Genomic DNA, 18,224 nt, shown 5'->3' with positions numbered 1-18,224 from the left:
TAATGTGTAAATAATAAATTTGGAATCAAACATATACATCTTAATATTTGTTAAAGTTTTAAACAAACTATTTGGACACCAATATAAATCGAAATTACATGAAGCATTTATTTACTTTACTATGTTTTGTGTTCTGCGTGAATTTCATTTACGCTCAGGGCACAATCACCGGTACTGTTAAAGACGCGAGTACTTTAGCAGGCATTGCCGGAGCTACAGTATCGGTAAAGGGCAAGGTTTCAGCTACCCAAACCAATGAGATTGGAAAGTTTACTATCTCTGCCTCCCCTACCGATACCCTTCAAGTAGCCTATTTGGGATACACTGCCCAATCTGTCGTGGTAGGAAACCAGACCGAAATCACCATTTTTTTGGAAAGTACAGATGAAAACATCGAAGAGGTGGTGGTTGTTGGATATGGTACCCAGCGAAAAGTGGACCTAACGGGTTCCATTGCGCAGGTTAAAGGGGAAGAAATCGCCAATATGCCAAACAGCAATCCAATCAGTTCCTTACAAGGAAAAGTGGCTGGTTTGACCATCAGTAATTCCGGAACTCCTGGTGGAGCGCCTACAGTTCGTATCCGTGGGGTAAACTCCACCAACAATTCCAATCCATTATATGTGGTTGATGGGGTGCTACACGACAATATCGACTTCATCAGTCCGCAGGACATCGAATCGATGGATGTTCTGAAAGACCCTTCTTCCATTGCCATTTATGGGTTAAGAGGCGCCAATGGTGTAATCGCAGTCACGTTGAAAAAGGCTGCACGTGGACAAACCAACGTAACTTTTTCTGGGTCGTATGGATTTAACCAGGTGCAGGATCGTATATCCGTTACGGATGCCGAGGGATTTAAGAAATTGTATGATATGGAACGAGCGAACAATAAAGAAGTTCCTTTTGATTACACAAATTATTCTGCCAATACCAACTGGCAAGATCTTATTTTAAGAACTGCGTTCAACAGCAATAATAACCTAAGTATCTCCAATTCTGGCGAGAAATCGTCTACCCATATCAGTTTGGGTTATAGCAAACAGGATGGAGTTATTCGCAATGGTAGTTATGATCGCTTTACTGGCCGTTTAAATCAAGAAATAACCGTATCAGAACGTATTAAAGTAGGTGGTGATCTATCCGGAAGTTACTGGAAGATGAACCCGACGAATGTTTCTGTGACCAATGCCCTATGGGCAGCACCGGTGGTAGATGTGATGTTTGATGAAAACACTTATAATGCCATGCCGAGTTTTCAACGTGCGCAGGTAGGTAATCCAATTGCAACGTTGAATAGATTGGATGGTAAAAATCTTACCAGAGGTTATCGTTTTGTCGGTAGTTTATTTGCAGAAATTAAGATATTGGAAAGCTTAAAATGGAAATCCACCGTTTATACCGATTTAGGCTTCAACAATTCCAGAGGATATACCCCATTACCCTACAATTTCATGTATTTGGGAGAATTTGGCGGAGCCAACCAATTGTTTTATGATGATAGGCAGAAAACAGCGGTTAGCCAATCTTCGGAAGAGTTTAGAAGATTCCAACAGGATCATACCCTTACCTTTGAGGAAACCTTTAACGAGGACCACCGGTTAAGTGCAGTTGCTGGTTTTACAACGGTATATAATGATAATACCTCATTAAGAGGTTCTCGTAGAGATACCACCAATAATGTTCCTGACAATCCTGATTTATGGTATCTGAACATTATTAATCAACAGACCAATCCAGATGGATCTTATTCTGGTGGTGGAGCAAAAAACACCTTGGTTGGTGGATTTTTAAGAGCTAGTTATGCCTACCAAAATAAATACTTATTGAATGCAACTGTCCGTCGGGATGGATCATCCAAATTTGCTCCTAAAAACCGTTGGGGAACTTTCGGTTCCGTAGGTGTGGGTTGGGTGGTATCAGAGGAAGAATTCTTCTCCGATGTAGAGAAAATCAATTTCATGAAATTGCGTTTTGCTTGGGGTAAGATCGGAAATTCCAATGGTATTGCCGATAATATTTATCTTCCTGGCCTATCCAATGGTAATACAGCCATTTTTGGCGATAATGTATATACAGCATTACAAGCGGCCTACATTCCCGATCCAAACCTTCACTGGGAAATCGTTCGAGGAATGGATCTAGGTTTGGAAATCAAAGCTTTCAACAATAAATTGAGCACTGAAATCAATCTTTACGATAGAACAACTACTGATATCCTAACTGCAGTTCCATTACCAAATGAAACACGCTCCTATTTTACAAATTTAGGTAAGATCACCAACCGTGGTATTGAAGCCTCTATGGGTTGGAACAACTCCTTTGGAGATTGGAAATACGGTCTGAATGTTAACTACAGTTACAACAAGAATGTCGTAAATTCCATTGGTGATAATATAAATTTCCAGATTTTAGGAAACAATGGTGCTAACCGAACTGAAACCGGTCATTCTATCGGATACTTTTACGGATTCAAACAATTGGGGATCTATCAAACAGCGAATGAAATTACAAGTAGACCAGCTTGGAACAATTCCTTACCTGGAGATATCATTTTTGAAGATACCAATGGTGATGGCATAATCGATGACAATGACAGAACCTATCTTGGTACCCCATTCCCTCCACATAACTTCGGAGCCAATTTTACTTTGGGATATAAAGGATTTGATCTTCAGATTGAAGGTGCAGGTGTAGCGGGCAATAAAATATTTGCGATCCGTAAAACCAATACTTTCGCACCATTAAATTACGAAACCAACCGATTGGATGCATGGACTGGCCCAGGAACCAGTAATGTGGAGCCAATCGTTGACAATAGTCGTGGTAACAACTTCAAATTCAGCACCTATTTCTTAGAACCAGGAGATTATTTCCGATTGAGGACCGTTCAATTGGGCTATAATTTCGGAGAACGCTTATTAGGAAATTCCTTTATCAAAAAGGCACGGGTTTTCGTAAATGCGCAGAACTTAAAAACTTGGAGTAAGGTTACGGGATATTCCCCTGAAGCTGCTATTTCCAGCATTATTGCAGGTGGTTTAGATAATGGTTCATACCCCGTACCATCGACTTATACTTTTGGGGTCAACTTGAATTTTTAATTCCTAAATGTGAAATGTTATGAAAAATTATATAAAAATCGCAATAACACTTTGTACTACCGCTTTCCTATTTAGCAGTTGTTCAAAATTCTTAGATACTCAACCGCAGGGATCCTATACCGAAGATAATTATCCTTGGCCTACAGGTGGTAGTCCTTATGATCAGTATATTTTCGGTGCTTATAAAGATTTAAGATCGTATAGCGTACATGTAGATGGTTTTATAAATGCTACCTCCATTCGTTCGGATGATGCCGACAAAGGGAGTACAGCATCTGATGGTGGTGCCGATGTCATTGCTATGGATAATTTCCCTGTGCAAACAAACTCTGGGCGTGCTAATGCCCTTTGGACAGGACATTATGGCTTGATCACCAAATGTAATACAGCTTTAAAAGAAATCGACAGTAATACCACTGTTGTTGCTGATGAGGCATTGAAACTTCAAGGAAAAGCGGAAGTTAGATTTTTAAGGGCTTACGCCTACTTTAATCTAGTGAGGTTTTTTGGACGCGTTCCTAAAATCGACCGCTTATTTGAAGATGCAGCTAGCCAAAGCAATGTACCTCAAAGCACTGCAGCAGAAATCTATGCCTTTATAGAAGAGGATCTGAATTTCGCCATTCAGTATCTCCCGGACACCTGGGACTCTCAATTCATTGGTCGCGTGACCCGTGGTGCAGCGAATGGAATGTTAGCCAAGGTTTATATCACACAAAAGAAATGGCAACAGGCCTACGATGCGGCAAATGCAGTGCGAACTTCAGGGCGTTATAACCTAGATACAGATTACAGTAAGATCTTCTCGGAAGAGGGTGAAAACAGCTCCGAATCGGTGTTTGAAATCCAAGCTACCGCCTCACCTTCTGTAACTCAGGATAATGGGATACAATATGCCAGTATTCAAGGGGTTCGAGGTGCTGGGAACTGGAATTTAGGTTGGGGATGGAATACCCCAAGTGAGGCTCTAGAAGCGGCTTATGAGCCTGGAGATCCTCGTAAGGAAAGAACAATACTTTATTCAAGTACCACCACAACGACCAACAAAACCGTGTTTGGTGAAAATATGCCGATTTATCCTTCTGATGTTCCGAACCCAAGATATAACCATAAAGTTTTAGGTTCTCCAAGCTTAAGGAATACCATTAGTAGAGGTGGTTGGTGGATCAATGTTCGTATTCTTCGTTATGCTGATGTTGTTTTAATGTATGCAGAGGCTGCCAATGAATTGGGAAAAACGGATGAAGCGAGAACAGCGTTGAATGAAATCCGTGCTAGAGCACGTCGAGGTGCTGCAGCTGGGGTATTGGCGGATGTTACGGCTACAGACCAAGCTACGTTAAGAGATAGGATTCGTCATGAACGCCGCATTGAATTAGCGATGGAACATGATCGTTTCTTTGATTTGGTAAGGTGGGGAACAGCACAAACTGCATTACACGCTGCTGGAAAAACAAACTTTTCCAATTTAAGGGATGTGTTATTGCCAATTCCATTAACACAGATCGATTTAAGTAAAGGTGTTTTGACGCAAAACCCTGGTTATTAATCCCATTTCTAATTAAATGTAAATTACAATGAACACAATATTTCAACAGATCAAATACTGCTTAGCGGTTTTGGTCCTCTTAACAGTAGTCGTTTCCTGTAAACGTGATGGGAATCCGAATGACATCCCTCCTACAGATCTTACTGGAATCCAAGGTGGGGCAAACGATGGTGTCATTCGAATATTAGCTATCGGGAACAGCTTTTCTGAAGATGCCGTAGAAGAACATTTATACCAATTGGCGAAAGAAAGTGGCAAACAGGTTATCATAGGAAACCTGTATATCGGGTCAGCATCCATGGAATTGCATCAAAGCAATGTGGAAAGGAATGCTTCCTCTTATGAGTATAGAAAAATTTCCTTGGATGGAACCAAGAAAAACTATCCAAAAGTTTCCATCCTGACCGCTTTAAAGGATGAACATTGGGATTATGTTTCTTTTCAACAGGTAAGCCAAAATTCTGGTCAATTGGAAACCATTCAGAATTCCTTACCTGTGGTATTTAACTATGTAAAAGAAAATGTGTTGAACCAAAACGTCAAATATATCTATCATCAAACGTGGGCATATGCGAAGACCTCTACCCATTCAGGATTTGCAAATTACGATAAAGATCAAATGAAAATGTATGAGGCAATTGTCAATGTATCCCAGAAAGTGAAGGATATTGTGCCTATCGATATCATTGTTCCTTCAGGAACAGCCATTCAAAATGGACGTACTTCCGTTATTGGTGACGATTGGACAAGAGACGGTTACCATTTAAAAATTCCATTGGGGAGGTATTTGGCCGCTTGTACTTGGTTCGAAACTCTTTTTGGACAATCTTCCGTAGGCATGACTTATAAACCGGAGGCTGTATCAGCTTTTGAAGCAAGTATTGCTCAAAATGCAGCTCATTTTGCGGTATTAAAGCCTTTTGAAGTCACTACCATGACGGATTTCCAAGGTGGATCGGGTGGTCCTTTGGCCAGTGCGGTATTATTGGATTTCGGTAATAATGCAGCTTCAGAAAGATGGAATCAGATCAGTTCATTCCTTGCTGGAACATCAATAGGATTGAAAGACAGTCTTGGGTCTTATACAGGGATGAAATTATCCATCACCGAACGTTTTAATGGCGTGAATGCGGATGGACCAACAACTACAGTAACTCCGTTGAACATGCCTAGTAATGTTTCGAAATATTCTTATTTCGGAAATTCGAAAGGGGCATTTGGAGGAATGACCATCAAGCAATCGGTATTTGAAATTTCAGGGCTGGATAAAAACTTGACTTATAATCTTTCGTTCTTTGGTTCACGTGGTAGTGTTTCTGATAATCGGGAAACTAAGTATATCAGTAAAGGTACGAATGAGGTTTCTGTTAGTTTGAATACTTCAAGTAATACCAATAAAATTGTTGTAGCTAAGGGGGTTAAACCTGATGCGAATGGTAAGATTACGGTTACTGTTACCGCAGGAGAGAATAATAATAATGGTACTGGATTCTTTTATTTATCAGCTGTTAGGTTGATGAATGAATAGAATGGGTTGATGAATAAATATTAAACCCGACATTACCCGTCATTGCGAGGAGGCACGACGAAGCAATCTTTTTTGTCATGCTGAGCGAAGTCGAAGCATCTGTTCGAATACTAACAACCGAACAGATCCTTCGACGATGCTCAGGATGACAGAGTTCAAAGATTGCTTCGTTCCTCGCAATGACGGGTATTGTTATTAAATGCTTATGCTCCTATTAGCTTCAAAATAGAACCACAGTAAAAGCATATTCTAAGTGAGGTGTAAGTGAGTTGTAAGTGACTTTATGCACTTACAACTCACTTAAAACTCACTTGAAATTCGACTGCAAAAGCCTTCATCCAGGCTAACAATCTTTCTCCAAAATCTTATTCCACAAAGGCATCATAAGCAGCCTTAGAAACCTCCGCAACAACCCTTTCATTAGGTTCCCCCACTTCATTCGAAGCCGTTACATAAACACTAATGTAAAAAACCTTACCATCCGGAAGCGAAACAACACCAATATCATTTATCGCTGCTGTCACCCCAGCCTGCCTATTCCTTCCCGAAGTACCCGTCTTATGCGCAACGACTGTCCCTTTTGGCAGCAAACCTTTTATCCTTTTAGGTCCAGTAGTCGTCTTTCTCATATTATCCCAAAGAAAATCATACGATTTTTTGGAAAGTAATTGATCATCATTGGTGTAAAAAGCATGCATGATATGATTACCCGCAGAAACAGTGGTCCAGTTTTCAAATTGAATGTCCCATTTTGCCTGTTGCACCCTTTCTTTATAAGCTATGTTCTGATCTTTAAATCCCAGCTTTTTAAAATAAGTATCCACTACTTTTGGCCCTCCCACTAAGTCAAACATCGCATCACAACCAATATTATCACTTTCTGCAATGGTGTGAAACAAAACCTCATCCAATGGCAAAGTAACCCCATTAGGATGTGCATCCTTAATCGGGCTATACAGCTCCGAATTCATCGTTTCCTTACTAAAGACCAAAGGCTCTTTCATTTTCAGCTTTCCCTTATCCACTTGATCCAAAATAACTATCCCTAAATGAAATTTATATACGCTCTGTAAAGGATAGCGATGATCACCATTGACAATCAAACTATCCGAGAGATCATGGTTATGAATAGCTACACCTACTTTTGCATCATATTTCGATAAAATACTATCAATCTTAGGTTGTAGCTTCGCTAAATTTGGAGAGGAAATAAAAGAATTTTGAGAAAAAGCTGGGGAGATACTTAATAGTCCTAGTAAAGAAAGAGAAAGAATGGATTTATACATATATTGTTAGTTTTCAATGGTAAATAGCATATCACAAAACTAACGATTACCCCCAGTAATTATTATCTATTGGATAAAAATTCGGCTAATTCCCGCTCTTCCTGATTACCCTTAGCCAAATGCCTCGAAACCTTTTGATTAAATTTTTCCGTTTCCTGCATGATATCCGAATCATCTTTAAATCCTTTGATCTTCCCATTTGGCATGAGCATCATTTTCAATAGTCCAAAATCAACCTTATCTTCTTTATAATATGCAAAAACCTTTTCTTTGGATTCTAAAAAGTCTTTACTACCCAAATTAAACAGAAGCAAAGCAATATCTTCATTGGTGTAAGCATCTTTTTGAATATCATCATCAATAAGCAATCTCCATAAACCTTCTTTGTATTTCTGGGTATTATTCAATAATTCTGGAGATTCACTTTTAAAAGTTTCATAAGTATAATCTTGTAAATTAAGGCTGTCTTTCCCTCCTTCTGCCTTCATTTTCCGATATTGAATAAGCAGATTTTCGGACTTTTGAAAAATATCCACCAAGGTATCATATTGTTTTGTTTCTTCTGTGGATGCTCCATATTCGCAACTTGAAACCAAAGGTCCAAAAAGTATTAACAAGAAATAGGTCATTTTTTTCATGGGTTTATTTTTTGGTATACATCACTTACATCTAATTAATATACAAATAATCAACCATTTAGGTTTATAAAATATGAAAAGGCGCAAATATAAATTTGCGCCTTTTAAATATTGAAGGTCAAAACCTTTCATTCTAAAGAAATTGAAGTGTTTATTTCACGGTAAAAACCGTAGCCACAGCACGTTCACCCTCATGATCAAATTTTCCGTTATCCGATGGAAAATTAACGACTCCTTCGCCTTTAACCCATGCCGTGCTGGATCCTCCACCATCATAATTAACAGCAGAAACACAGCCTAATGCCTTCATAAGAGAAGACAATTGGGGAATGGTCAAGCCCTGGGATTGAGAGGAACGACCATCTACAACTACCACAATCATTTTTTGATCTGCGGTAATCCCTACGGCCGTACGAGGATGTCTAGCCGTATTGAAATCTACATTCAATTGCGACAGTTCTTCCCCATTCTGAATCAAAAGAGGTCCGCCAGCCAATGCGATAGGTTCTGCCACAGAAGTCCATCCAGAACTTGGTTTTAAAATGATCTTAGGTTTTCCAGAGGCATCAATAACCATTGCTCCGTTTTCCCGATAAGGATTAAAACCATTTACGGTTTGATTTTGTACTACATTATCGTATTTGAAGAAAACCGTTGAACCACCAACACTTGTATTGAAATAAGAACCATTAAAAGCAACTAATGCATTCGCTCTCGTGGCTGCGTCACTCGTTTTCAAAAAGCCTGTTTTTACATAGAGAATTTCAATGTCAAAGCCTTTCGTCAAATCGATTTCGAACATATTGATATATTGCTTAGATTCAAAAATCTGCGAAAATTGAACATGTTTCCACATTATCCCTTCAGCCACCTGCTTGGTTTTCCAATCGGCTTTCTCTAATGTTTCCTGAAGACCTAGGGTTTCTTCCTGCGAATAATCGTATGGTAATTGGGTTCCATCATTCTTTTCACATGAAGTGAAAAATAAAAGGAAGATGAAGTAGTATATTAAATTTAGTTTTTTCATGTATTGGTTGTTTTATTAGTAATTCACCCATTTTAAGCGCAAGGGCTTCACCTGTTTTACGGTCCTTTGTTTAAGGTCAAGGGTTAAGACTTCCATATTTCTATAAAGCTGAATTTCATTGGTCTCTTGGTCCATAGAAGCAGCATTAACATTCCCTTTTCCCCATCCAAAAGGCCAGTTTTTAAAATACTGATCTGCCGACGTTTCAGTTTCCACATCAAAGTATTTTCCTTTTTTCTTGGCAATAAGCAATTTGGAATCTGAAAAGAGGTATAAAGTCCCATCTTGGATAAATCCAGTCTTCATGGAATGTTTCCATGATTCCGGGGCATTCCTCAACAGCTCATGCCAAGCAAATGAACCACGTTGTTTGCCAGAAGTTTTATCCATTGGTAGAAACTTAGCTCCATCCCAAATCAACCATTGCTTCCCGTCATCAATAAAATGTAAGTCCTGTTCCAGATCTACACCTTTTACTAATTCCCTATCTGAACTTAATTTTTTAACAGTATAGGAAGTGTTCTCTGGATTACTGACATAGAGCAGATTACCCATTAGATAGTAAATAGAATCTTTAACTGACCATACTGCGTCAGGGGTTAACCACGTGCCTTTGGTAATAAATTTATCATTATCCATTTCGCCATTAAAAATATTGACATAGTCTAGTTTGTCGGATTCCTTGGGTTGTTGAGATCCTTCAATAAAGAATCGGGCTACTACCCCATCATATTTTTCTAAACGTGCGGCAACCGATATGGCATGCCAATGATTAGACACCACAAAAACCGTATCCCCCGGCTGCATAATTTTTTCACCAGATGCATTTTTCAACACCCTACTGAAAATATAATTCTGAACCGTTGTCTTTGCATTTTCCTCTTTGTGGATTTTTTCAGCAGGGATTCCGCTTGCTGTCATCTGATCATACATTCTACTTGCCTCACAGATACTCGATCCATGCGCAGCACAACCCCCAGAAACAATAATATCATCAAAGGATTGTATCTTATATAATCGCAAAGCAATCTGTATCCGTTCATCCAATACTTTTGGATCTGCCGATCCCAAGACCAACATGATGGTCTTGGAATGACAGAAAACGGTAGTTAGGCTGATTATACTCAGAAGTATGCTTATAGCAATTTTTTTCATGTTATTTTATTAGAGCACCCATGATTTTATCGGTACGTTCATTTCCATTTTTATCGGCTTTGATATGCTCTTCCAATTCCGGGCTATATGTTTGTCCTATAGTTATTAAAGAACTGGCATTTAAACCATGTGTTAAAGCAGGATTATTAGCACCTATTGGTAAATATTGGGCACTAAGCATGGTTGCCGGATTAAATGAAAGTCCTGAGGCCACTGAACCTCCTTCGCTATATACCTGACCGGCAATGGCAGAACTTTTGATCACTGGGATAATTCCTGCATTATCAGTATACGCATCAACATCGGTAGAGTTTGCATCCTGTTTATTTCCGGAAATAATGGAATTGATAATGGTTAAGTTATTCACTTTTGATCTACGATATACGCCAGCACCCGGCCCAGGAATTTCATTTCCCGTAATAGTTGAGCTGATGATATCTATTTTACAATCATCATAGAGCATCACTGCTCCACCACCATTCTTTGAAGTACTCTTATTTCCCACCAATAAACAGTTCACTAAGATGCCGGTAGATTTTTCCCGAAGATATAATCCAGCTCCGTAAGAAGTATTACTGTTTTGACTCACTTCGGAGTTATAAAGAATAATTTTGGCATTTGGATAGCCATGCACACCGCCAGCGGTACCTCTAGCTGAATTCTCGTTGAATTGAGAATGATAGGCTGTTAGATTTGACGTATGCATCCATACACCACCACCATTATTACCTGCATTCGTATTATTGTTTACCTTCGAATTCTCCATGATAACATTCGCAGAACCAAAAGCATACATACCAGCAGCAAAACCAACGGTTCCTTTATCAGCGGTTGCTTTGTTCTCGATGATTTCTACATTTTTCAAATGTACCTGTGAACCACCAATGGCCATTCCTCCCCCTTGTCCACGACTAAAATTAAGTCCGTTTATGGAAATATTGGTACTTCTATCCGTCGCATTTCCTCCAGTTATCACCAAACCTTCGATATAAACCTGTGAACCTGATTCTTTAGCAGCAGTCACCGTAACAGTATGGAATGCTTGTTTTCCACTTGCAAATCGTCCATCCAGAATCGTTTTGTACATCGCAGCATTAGGTTTTGCACCAATACTGGCGTCTTTTGAAAAGCCTCCGATCACGCTGATATTCTTATTGATTTCAAACGTTTTATCTGACTCTTCTGCGGACTCTCCATTACGAATGGTTTTTGCCGGCATATAGGTACCTTCCATCATATAAATCGTACTGCCTGTGGTGGCCTTTTCCATGGCCGCATGGAAAGTGGAAGGACTTTCCCAAGAAGATCCATCTCCAGTTCCTGTAGGACTAACAAAGAAGACCGGCACTTTTCCAGATTCTTGGCTTACCAATACCTGTTTAGAAAGCTCATTGTTGATACGAACCGTAATAATTCCCGATCGTTCATCATCCTCATTGGCTTGAACCTCGAAAACAACCTTACGTTTTCCTTTTTCTAGTTCGGTCGTATCCAATACAATCCAAGCCACATCCGATTCCAACATCATATTTGCGTTAGAAAGAACATCAAATTGGTATTTTCCTGTTTTACTTCCTACCTCCATCAATTCCGTGCCTGCCATTAATTTCTCTTCAAAAGATTCCTTTTCCTTTTTACAGGCAGAAAATCCGAAAAGAACCATCATAATCAGCAAATGGCTATATATACTTTTCATTATATCACTTTTTAATAGTTAAAATCTTTTGATAAGCATCCCAAAGGTGCTGGTAGCAATCTACAATTTCCTTTTCATCATTGTATTTGCATTCGTGCATATACACTCCTTTATACTTGATCTTTTCCAGGGTGGCAAAAATGCTGTTCCAGTCATTTTTCCCTCTGTTATCACAAGGTAAATAATGGTGTTCTGCTGTGCCGTCACCATTTGAAACATGCAGGGTCTTTACCCGAGATCCAAAGGCTGCCAATAAATGTTGAGGTTCAGCAATATGACAAAAATCAACTGCTAAGCCTACATCTTTGGGAAAGCCTTGAAAAATCTCCAAACATTCCTCCACGGTACGCATCAAAGGACGTTCTCTCCCATTGACAGTTAATGAAGGACCCAACATGTTCTCTACCACCATGTTTGAACGGATAGCTTTTACTTCTTTATTTAAGTAAACTACTGATTTCTGAAGTTGGGCTTTTCGTTCGCTACGTTCATTCAGTCCCAAATAAAAAGAAGGATGGAATAGGATAATCTTTGCTCTTACAGGTTTTAAAACCTGAAGTACATTCTTTTGCGCTTCCATAACCCGTAATCTACCTTCTTCATCTAATCGGGAAATGTCTAAATGCACACTGAAGGGCATGTGGATAGACCAGACCTTTACCTTGTTTCGTTTCAGGATAGCCGCCACCTCCTTCATTCTACTTGCCCAAGAGCTTGCTACTTCGGTAGATTGTAGATTTTTATCCAACATGGCTCCAATACCGGCCAGTTCAATGTAATTGATTCCCAAACTCTTGATGTACTGCATCTTTTCATCAGTAATTTTTTGGAAATCCAAGGCATAACCAATTGGAAATTTGGGAGTTTTAGCTTCTACCTTGCCAAAAAAGACAGAAAGACCAAGAAATAAAACGAATAAATAGCTTATCTTTTTCATATTACTTCCATCCTGGGTTTTGCACTAGGTTTTTATTCAAAATCAAATCCTCTGAAGGCAATGGCGCAAAGTAATCCCTTTCTTCATCGAAAACTCCCCCTTGTGGGAATGGATCTAAATTTCCGGATGTCGAATTCTGTTGTCCGGTCAATGGATTCCTTAAAGTTCTTTGGTTCACATTGATAAAGGACGTGATGGATGAAGGAGCACCCGAAGTACTTCCTGTGTGCAAAAACACATCTGGAACTGCATCGCCCGTAAAATCATGACTTCCTAATCCGGAGAAATAAACTCCGACCATTGGCTTGGTTACTTTTTTACCTTCCTTCCAACGCATCAAATCATCCCAACGCAAACCTTCATTGAACAATTCTATCCTTCTTTCTCTTCTGATTTCAAGAATTACCCCTTTGTTGGCTGTATTTTCTACATTCGGATACATTTCTGCCAAATAAGGATCGGGATTGGCGTTTGCTTGAGCCAAATTCAAATTAGGCATACCCACCCTAGCTCTTAATCTATTGATGGTATTGTCCAAATCCGCTTGGGTTAATGTTCCAAGTTCTGCTTTCGCTTCTGCATTGACCAATAATGCCTCCGCAAAACGGAAGATGATGATATCAAATACAGAGGCTCCGGTTGCCCATTGGGCTCTATTGGGAAGTGCTTTGATCAAGCGGTAACCTGTAGTTGTGATATTCAAGGTGACTGGTTCGTTCTTAGATTCCCCATTTACCCTAAAATCTGGACCTGCGGTCGTCTGTGTCAACCTTGGATCTCTGTTCTGCATCTCCTGAAAATAGGAATAGGTCTGATAATTGGCCTTATCTGTAAAACGGGAACCATCATTCATCAGGTAGCTATTCACCACATCCTTCATCAATCCATAAGAGCCTGAAGTAGCAGATGTAAAATTATAAGCTGTACTATGCACCTTAAGGCCCAATTCATAATCGACGGCCAAGATGGTTTCTATGGCGTCCTGTTTATCGCGGGCAAATAGATTTCGGTAGGCCGCGGCTGCACCTCCATCCGAATATAAGGTATAAGCCGCTGAATTGATCAGCATCTGGGAGGCTTCAACCGCTTCGTTCAGGAATTTATCAGCACCTTCCAGTTTATGATATTTCCGGAAGGTCCCTTCAAATAAAGCAACCCGTGATTTCAATAACATCGCGGTATACTTGGTTACTAAATTTACCTGTTTCTCTGCGGGAATATGCTCAATAGCATAGTCCAAATCTGCCATGATGGAGTCCATGACCAAAAAACGGGAATCCCTTCCTTTGAAAAGATCTGGATCTTTTGCAGATAAGACTTTTCCGTACCAAGGCACATCACCAAAGGTCTTCACTTTGTCGTAATAAAAGTAGGCTCTAAAAAAGCGGGCAATCCCAGCATACCTAGCTTTGGCATCCTCATCGGCTACTTTATGAAAGTTCTCCAAAAAATAATTTATCTTACGAAGATTCCCCCAAGACCAACCACCACTCCCACTGGCAACCGGAACGATCCTATTCCCTTTTATTTTATCAGCAGGGTTCAAAGGCATTAAGTTGTCCGAATTGGCATCTTCCGCATAAACGGATGTCGTTGCCAACATGGTATAAAAATCATTGGTCGCCACTTCCAGGTCCTTAGGCGTATTGAAGAAATATGGAGCTTCTACCTGATCCTCAGATGGCCGCTCAAGGAAATCCTTATTACAGGATCCCAGCAAGAAAACACTTGCAGCAGCATATATATAATATTTTATCGTCATTTTTTTCATGATGTTTTCAGCTTAAAGGGTTAACATGACACCAAAAGAAACCGTTTTTCCCATCGGATAGGAACGCAGATCACCACGGTCATCTGCCGTTGCCGGCGAAGAATAATCCACCGTAGAACCTGCTTGCTCTGGATCCAAGTATTTGGTCAAACCGCCGAAACTCCAGGTAAATAAGTTTTCACCGCTAAAGAAGACCCTAAATTTGTCCACTTTTGCTTTTTGAGTCCAAGCTTGTGGGAAAGTATATCCCAAACTCAGGTTTTTAACCCTTAAAAAACCAACATTCGTTAAATAATAATCGTTCAATTCATATAATGATCGGCCAGATTGCAGGGATGAATAACCACGATAGATCTGTGGATAGGTGTTCTCGGTTTTATCAGGGCGCCAAGCATTATCTACCAGATCCTTACGGATAAAGGAAAGGTATGGACGTTGATAAGGTCCCCAGTACAGGTCTCCGGTTGGATACCAGTCTTGGCTACCTACTCCTGCTAAGGCTACTCCCATATCGATACTTTTCCAGCGCATACCTAAATTCAATCCAAATGGAAATTTAGGCATGGAATTCCCGATGCGTTCCAAATCACCATGGTCAGCAAGTGTATTCTGATCTTTATTGATTTTTCCATCACCATTAAGGTCAAGGTATTTGATATCCCCAGCACGTAAATGATTCCATTCGCTATTCTGCATTACATTCAGGATATCATTATAAACTTGCGACAGGCTGTTTCCTGGGTTTGTAAATGAATTTTGGTAAGCTAATGCTTCTTCATCCGTTTGGAATTGACCAGCAATACGGTAACCCCAGATATCACCCAAACGCTCACCCTCATTGTATGAGCTCAATAAACCATTCGGGTTATTGTATCGGGTTATGATGCCTTTGAAATTACTTACATTGGCGGTCACATTAAATTGCAATGGACTTCCTGCTAAATCAAATTTATCTTGATAAGTAACAGCTATTTCATAACCATCATTTCGCAAGGAAGCATAATTTTCCTTAGGCTCATTGGCTCCAAAAACTGCCGGTAAAGGTTCTCCTGGAAGATACATGCCTTCCACATTTTTCCGGTACCAATCCAAGTTCAGCAATAATTTATTGTTCAGGAAACCTAAGTCGGCTCCAATGTTAAAGCTCTTTGTTGTCTCCCAAGTCACCACGTTAGGTAATGGCCCTGGTACAGAAGCAAAAATCAAGCGTTCGCCGTTGTTTAACCATTCCGAAGTTCCTACATTCATCAATTCTTTGAAGGTATTTACATCAACGGTTTGGTTTCCTAACATACCATAAGAACTTCTGAATTTTAAGGAGGATACATAAGGGCGAACAGGCTCCCAGAACGACTCCCTGTCCACTTGCCAACCTACAGATACCGAAGGAAATAATCCCCAACGACTATCCGGAGGAAAACGGGAGGAACCATCATATCGAGCATTGACTTCCAGTAAATATTTATTATCGAAATCATAGTTCAAACGGCCAAAATATCCTTGTATAGCCCAATTTGTAGCCGAACCAGAAATATTGTTCATCACGGTTGCTAAGGATAAGTTGGATAAGTCTTCGATCAACAGATCATCAGCTGTAGTGGCCACACGGTCACGGTCGAATTGCTCCTGATTAAAACCAGCCAACAATTTCAGGTTATGTTTTTCCGCAAAAGTCTTATTATAGGTGGCAAATAAGTTGAGTGCGTTGTACTTGTCTTTCCATCTATATTCCGTTAATCGATTCAATCCTACCGTACGGAAATCCAATCTGTTTCCAGCTAAATAATTAAATGGATTTAAGCGGAAACTACGCGCTGTGTTTTCAATCCTATTGCTATAATCGAAGTTGATCTGTAGGCCTTCCAAAGGTTTAGCAACCACTCGAAAGGTATTGGTAAACTCCTCATTATTGAACAATCGCCAGGTCTTACCAGAATGTAGTCCGGCATTCCCCCCTTGTCCACCAGTACCTGTACCAATATCGGTCGGAACACCATCCACCATGATCGGATAAAAAGCCATTAGGTTATACCAGGTAGTCGTGCTCCATAAACCTCCAAAACCATTGGAATACCCACCATAGTCCTTGTCCTTTTCATTGATGAATTGGATATTATTGGAGATTTCCAACCAAGAGTTTGGCGTAAATACTAAGTTCGCCTTTAGGTTCTGGCGATCCATATTGGCATCGCTATTTATGTTATTGATGCTTTCTCGTTCGAAAATCCGACCAGAAAGATAGCCTTTCAGCTTTTCTGTACCACCTGAAATAGCAATATTATGGAAGTTCGATGCCTGCTGCTTTTTGAACATGTGATCCCACCAATTGGATTTATGGAAGAATTTATAGGATCCATCGGCCTGTAGTTCATGGAAAGGTTCAATTTCTCCATTCGCCACCATTTTGATCGTCTCCCAATCCATTTCATTGTAATTGGTATAGGAAGAACCGTTGTAGCCAAAAAGGGCAGCATCTACTGTCTTTCCATACACATAGGGATCGGAAATATAATCTGTTCGTGCAGTCGGTGAAGTCCATCCAAAGTTATTGGTATAGGTCACAGAAGTTGTTCCTGCCTTTCCGGTTTTGGTAGTGATCAAAATAACCCCGAATGCGCCACGAGCTCCATAAATAGAGGCAGAAGAGGCATCTTTAAGTACCGTAACACTCTCGATATCGTTCGGGTTTACGCGGGTGATATTCCCTTCAATTCCATCGATTAAAACCAATGGATTTCCACCATTGATGGAGTTAAATCCACGAACATTGATATCAGGTGTCGTAGATGGATCACCATTATTCATCTGTATGTTCAAACCAGGCATTAAACCTTGTAGGGTAGTTGCAATATTAGCTTCAGGACGAAGGGCAATATCCTCGGCATTGATCTGAGAGACTGCTCCTGTTAAGTTTGCTTTCTTTTGGATACCATAACCAACTACAACGACCTCATCTAAACCACTAACGGATTCCTTTAACACAATATTGATGGCCGAAGTTCCGGAAACTTCGATGGTCTGGCTTTCATAACCCATCGCAGTGATAACCACAGATGCAGATGCAGTTGGACTGCTTAATCGGAAATACCCCTTATCATCGGTGGCTGTTGCCAGGTTACTGTTCAATAAAGATACCGATGCCCCAGTAATGGGTTGGCCCTGTTCATCCTTGACATAGCCTTCGATAACTCGTTGAATCGATTCTGGATTATTGCTCAACTCGGTACGTGTTTTAATAAGTACCATGTTGTTCTCCACGAAAAATACCAGTCCATTTGGTGTCAACACCTTCTTTAAGACCTCCTTTACATCTTTATTTTCCACAAAAACGTCCATCCTTTTCAGGTTGCTGACTTGGTTATTGCTATAAAGAAAATCGTAATTCGTTTGATTTTGAATATCCTGTAAAATGTCCTGTAAGGTTGCTTGCTTGGCACGGATGCTGATCTTCTGTCCGAAGGTCGAAGCACTCACATGTAGCATGGTTCCAAGTAACAACAACGAAACCAGTTTCATAATTAACAAAAGTTTGT

General features: G+C 40.0%; 11 protein-coding genes. 3 read left to right on the top strand and 8 right to left on the bottom strand.

What is annotated here, in order from left to right; all coding sequences use genetic code 11:
- Window positions 1-98: 98 nt before the first annotated feature.
- Genes E3D81_RS14380 through E3D81_RS14370 form a run of 3 tightly spaced genes read left to right on the top strand, consistent with a single transcriptional unit; the run spans window position 99 to window position 6,181 of the window.
- Window positions 99-3,104 carry a SusC/RagA family TonB-linked outer membrane protein gene (locus E3D81_RS14380; RefSeq protein WP_134777929.1) on the top strand — a complete coding sequence of 1,002 codons (3,006 nt, stop codon included), beginning with the start codon at window positions 99-101 and terminating at the stop codon, window positions 3,102-3,104.
- Window positions 3,105-3,123: 19 nt separating this feature from the next.
- Window positions 3,124-4,653 (top strand): RagB/SusD family nutrient uptake outer membrane protein, encoded by a 1,530-nt coding sequence (locus tag E3D81_RS14375; RefSeq protein ID WP_099366691.1) that lies wholly within the window; start codon window positions 3,124-3,126, stop codon window positions 4,651-4,653.
- Window positions 4,654-4,681: 28 nt separating this feature from the next.
- Window positions 4,682-6,181 (top strand): DUF4886 domain-containing protein, encoded by a 1,500-nt coding sequence (locus E3D81_RS14370; RefSeq protein WP_134777928.1) that lies wholly within the window; start codon window positions 4,682-4,684, stop codon window positions 6,179-6,181.
- 365 nt (window positions 6,182-6,546) lie between these two features.
- Here E3D81_RS14370 and bla read toward each other — a convergent pair whose 3' ends face one another.
- The 8 genes from bla to E3D81_RS14330 all read right to left on the bottom strand — a co-directional run bounded on the left by bla (window position 6,547) and on the right by E3D81_RS14330 (window position 18,207).
- On the bottom strand, window positions 6,547-7,467 hold the full coding sequence (gene bla / locus E3D81_RS14365) for a class A beta-lactamase (protein ID WP_134777927.1): 921 nt from the start codon (window positions 7,465-7,467) through the stop codon (window positions 6,547-6,549).
- A 62-nt stretch (window positions 7,468-7,529) separates the two neighbouring features.
- Complete coding sequence (locus E3D81_RS14360) at window positions 7,530-8,105, bottom strand: hypothetical protein (RefSeq protein ID WP_134777926.1); 576 nt, start codon at window positions 8,103-8,105, stop codon at window positions 7,530-7,532.
- A gap of 151 nt (window positions 8,106-8,256) precedes the next feature.
- Window positions 8,257-9,132, bottom strand: a complete 876-nt coding sequence (locus E3D81_RS14355; protein ID WP_134777925.1) for a phosphodiester glycosidase family protein — start codon at window positions 9,130-9,132, stop codon at window positions 8,257-8,259.
- Window positions 9,133-9,147: 15 nt separating this feature from the next.
- Complete coding sequence (locus E3D81_RS14350) at window positions 9,148-10,287, bottom strand: YdcF family protein (RefSeq protein ID WP_134777924.1); 1,140 nt, start codon at window positions 10,285-10,287, stop codon at window positions 9,148-9,150.
- A gap of 1 nt (window position 10,288) precedes the next feature.
- Window positions 10,289-11,983: a BACON domain-containing protein gene (locus E3D81_RS14345; RefSeq protein WP_134777923.1), complete on the bottom strand. Its 1,695-nt coding sequence runs from the start codon at window positions 11,981-11,983 to the stop codon at window positions 10,289-10,291.
- A 4-nt stretch (window positions 11,984-11,987) separates the two neighbouring features.
- Complete coding sequence (locus E3D81_RS14340; protein ID WP_134777922.1) at window positions 11,988-12,920, bottom strand: sugar phosphate isomerase/epimerase family protein; 933 nt, start codon at window positions 12,918-12,920, stop codon at window positions 11,988-11,990.
- 1 nt (window position 12,921) lies between these two features.
- Window positions 12,922-14,691, bottom strand: a complete 1,770-nt coding sequence (locus E3D81_RS14335) for a RagB/SusD family nutrient uptake outer membrane protein (RefSeq protein WP_134777921.1) — start codon at window positions 14,689-14,691, stop codon at window positions 12,922-12,924.
- A 12-nt stretch (window positions 14,692-14,703) separates the two neighbouring features.
- Window positions 14,704-18,207 (bottom strand): SusC/RagA family TonB-linked outer membrane protein, encoded by a 3,504-nt coding sequence (locus E3D81_RS14330; protein WP_134777920.1) that lies wholly within the window; start codon window positions 18,205-18,207, stop codon window positions 14,704-14,706.
- Between the last annotated feature and the right edge of the window lie 17 nt (window positions 18,208-18,224).

The sequence above is a fragment of the Sphingobacterium sp. CZ-2 genome (assembly GCF_004526235.1).
In the GTDB taxonomy this organism is placed as follows: domain Bacteria; phylum Bacteroidota; class Bacteroidia; order Sphingobacteriales; family Sphingobacteriaceae; genus Sphingobacterium; species Sphingobacterium tenebrionis.
The sequence above is the reverse complement of the archived record's forward strand: the minus strand, read 5'-3'. Positions and strand labels throughout refer to the sequence as shown.

Bases quoted from the DNA above. Each gene is read 5' to 3' on its own strand.
- E3D81_RS14380 (WP_134777929.1), top strand. From the start codon at position 99: ATGAAGCATTTATTTACTTTACTATGTTTTGTGTTCTGCGTGAATTTC.
- E3D81_RS14375 (WP_099366691.1), top strand. From the start codon at position 3,124: ATGAAAAATTATATAAAAATCGCAATAACACTTTGTACTACCGCTTTC.
- E3D81_RS14370 (WP_134777928.1), top strand. From the start codon at position 4,682: ATGAACACAATATTTCAACAGATCAAATACTGCTTAGCGGTTTTGGTC.
- bla (WP_134777927.1), bottom strand. From the start codon at position 7,467: ATGTATAAATCCATTCTTTCTCTTTCTTTACTAGGACTATTAAGTATC.
- E3D81_RS14360 (WP_134777926.1), bottom strand. From the start codon at position 8,105: ATGAAAAAAATGACCTATTTCTTGTTAATACTTTTTGGACCTTTGGTT.
- E3D81_RS14355 (WP_134777925.1), bottom strand. From the start codon at position 9,132: ATGAAAAAACTAAATTTAATATACTACTTCATCTTCCTTTTATTTTTC.
- E3D81_RS14350 (WP_134777924.1), bottom strand. From the start codon at position 10,287: ATGAAAAAAATTGCTATAAGCATACTTCTGAGTATAATCAGCCTAACT.
- E3D81_RS14345 (WP_134777923.1), bottom strand. From the start codon at position 11,983: ATGAAAAGTATATATAGCCATTTGCTGATTATGATGGTTCTTTTCGGA.
- E3D81_RS14340 (WP_134777922.1), bottom strand. From the start codon at position 12,920: ATGAAAAAGATAAGCTATTTATTCGTTTTATTTCTTGGTCTTTCTGTC.
- E3D81_RS14335 (WP_134777921.1), bottom strand. From the start codon at position 14,691: ATGAAAAAAATGACGATAAAATATTATATATATGCTGCTGCAAGTGTT.
- E3D81_RS14330 (WP_134777920.1), bottom strand. From the start codon at position 18,207: ATGAAACTGGTTTCGTTGTTGTTACTTGGAACCATGCTACATGTGAGT.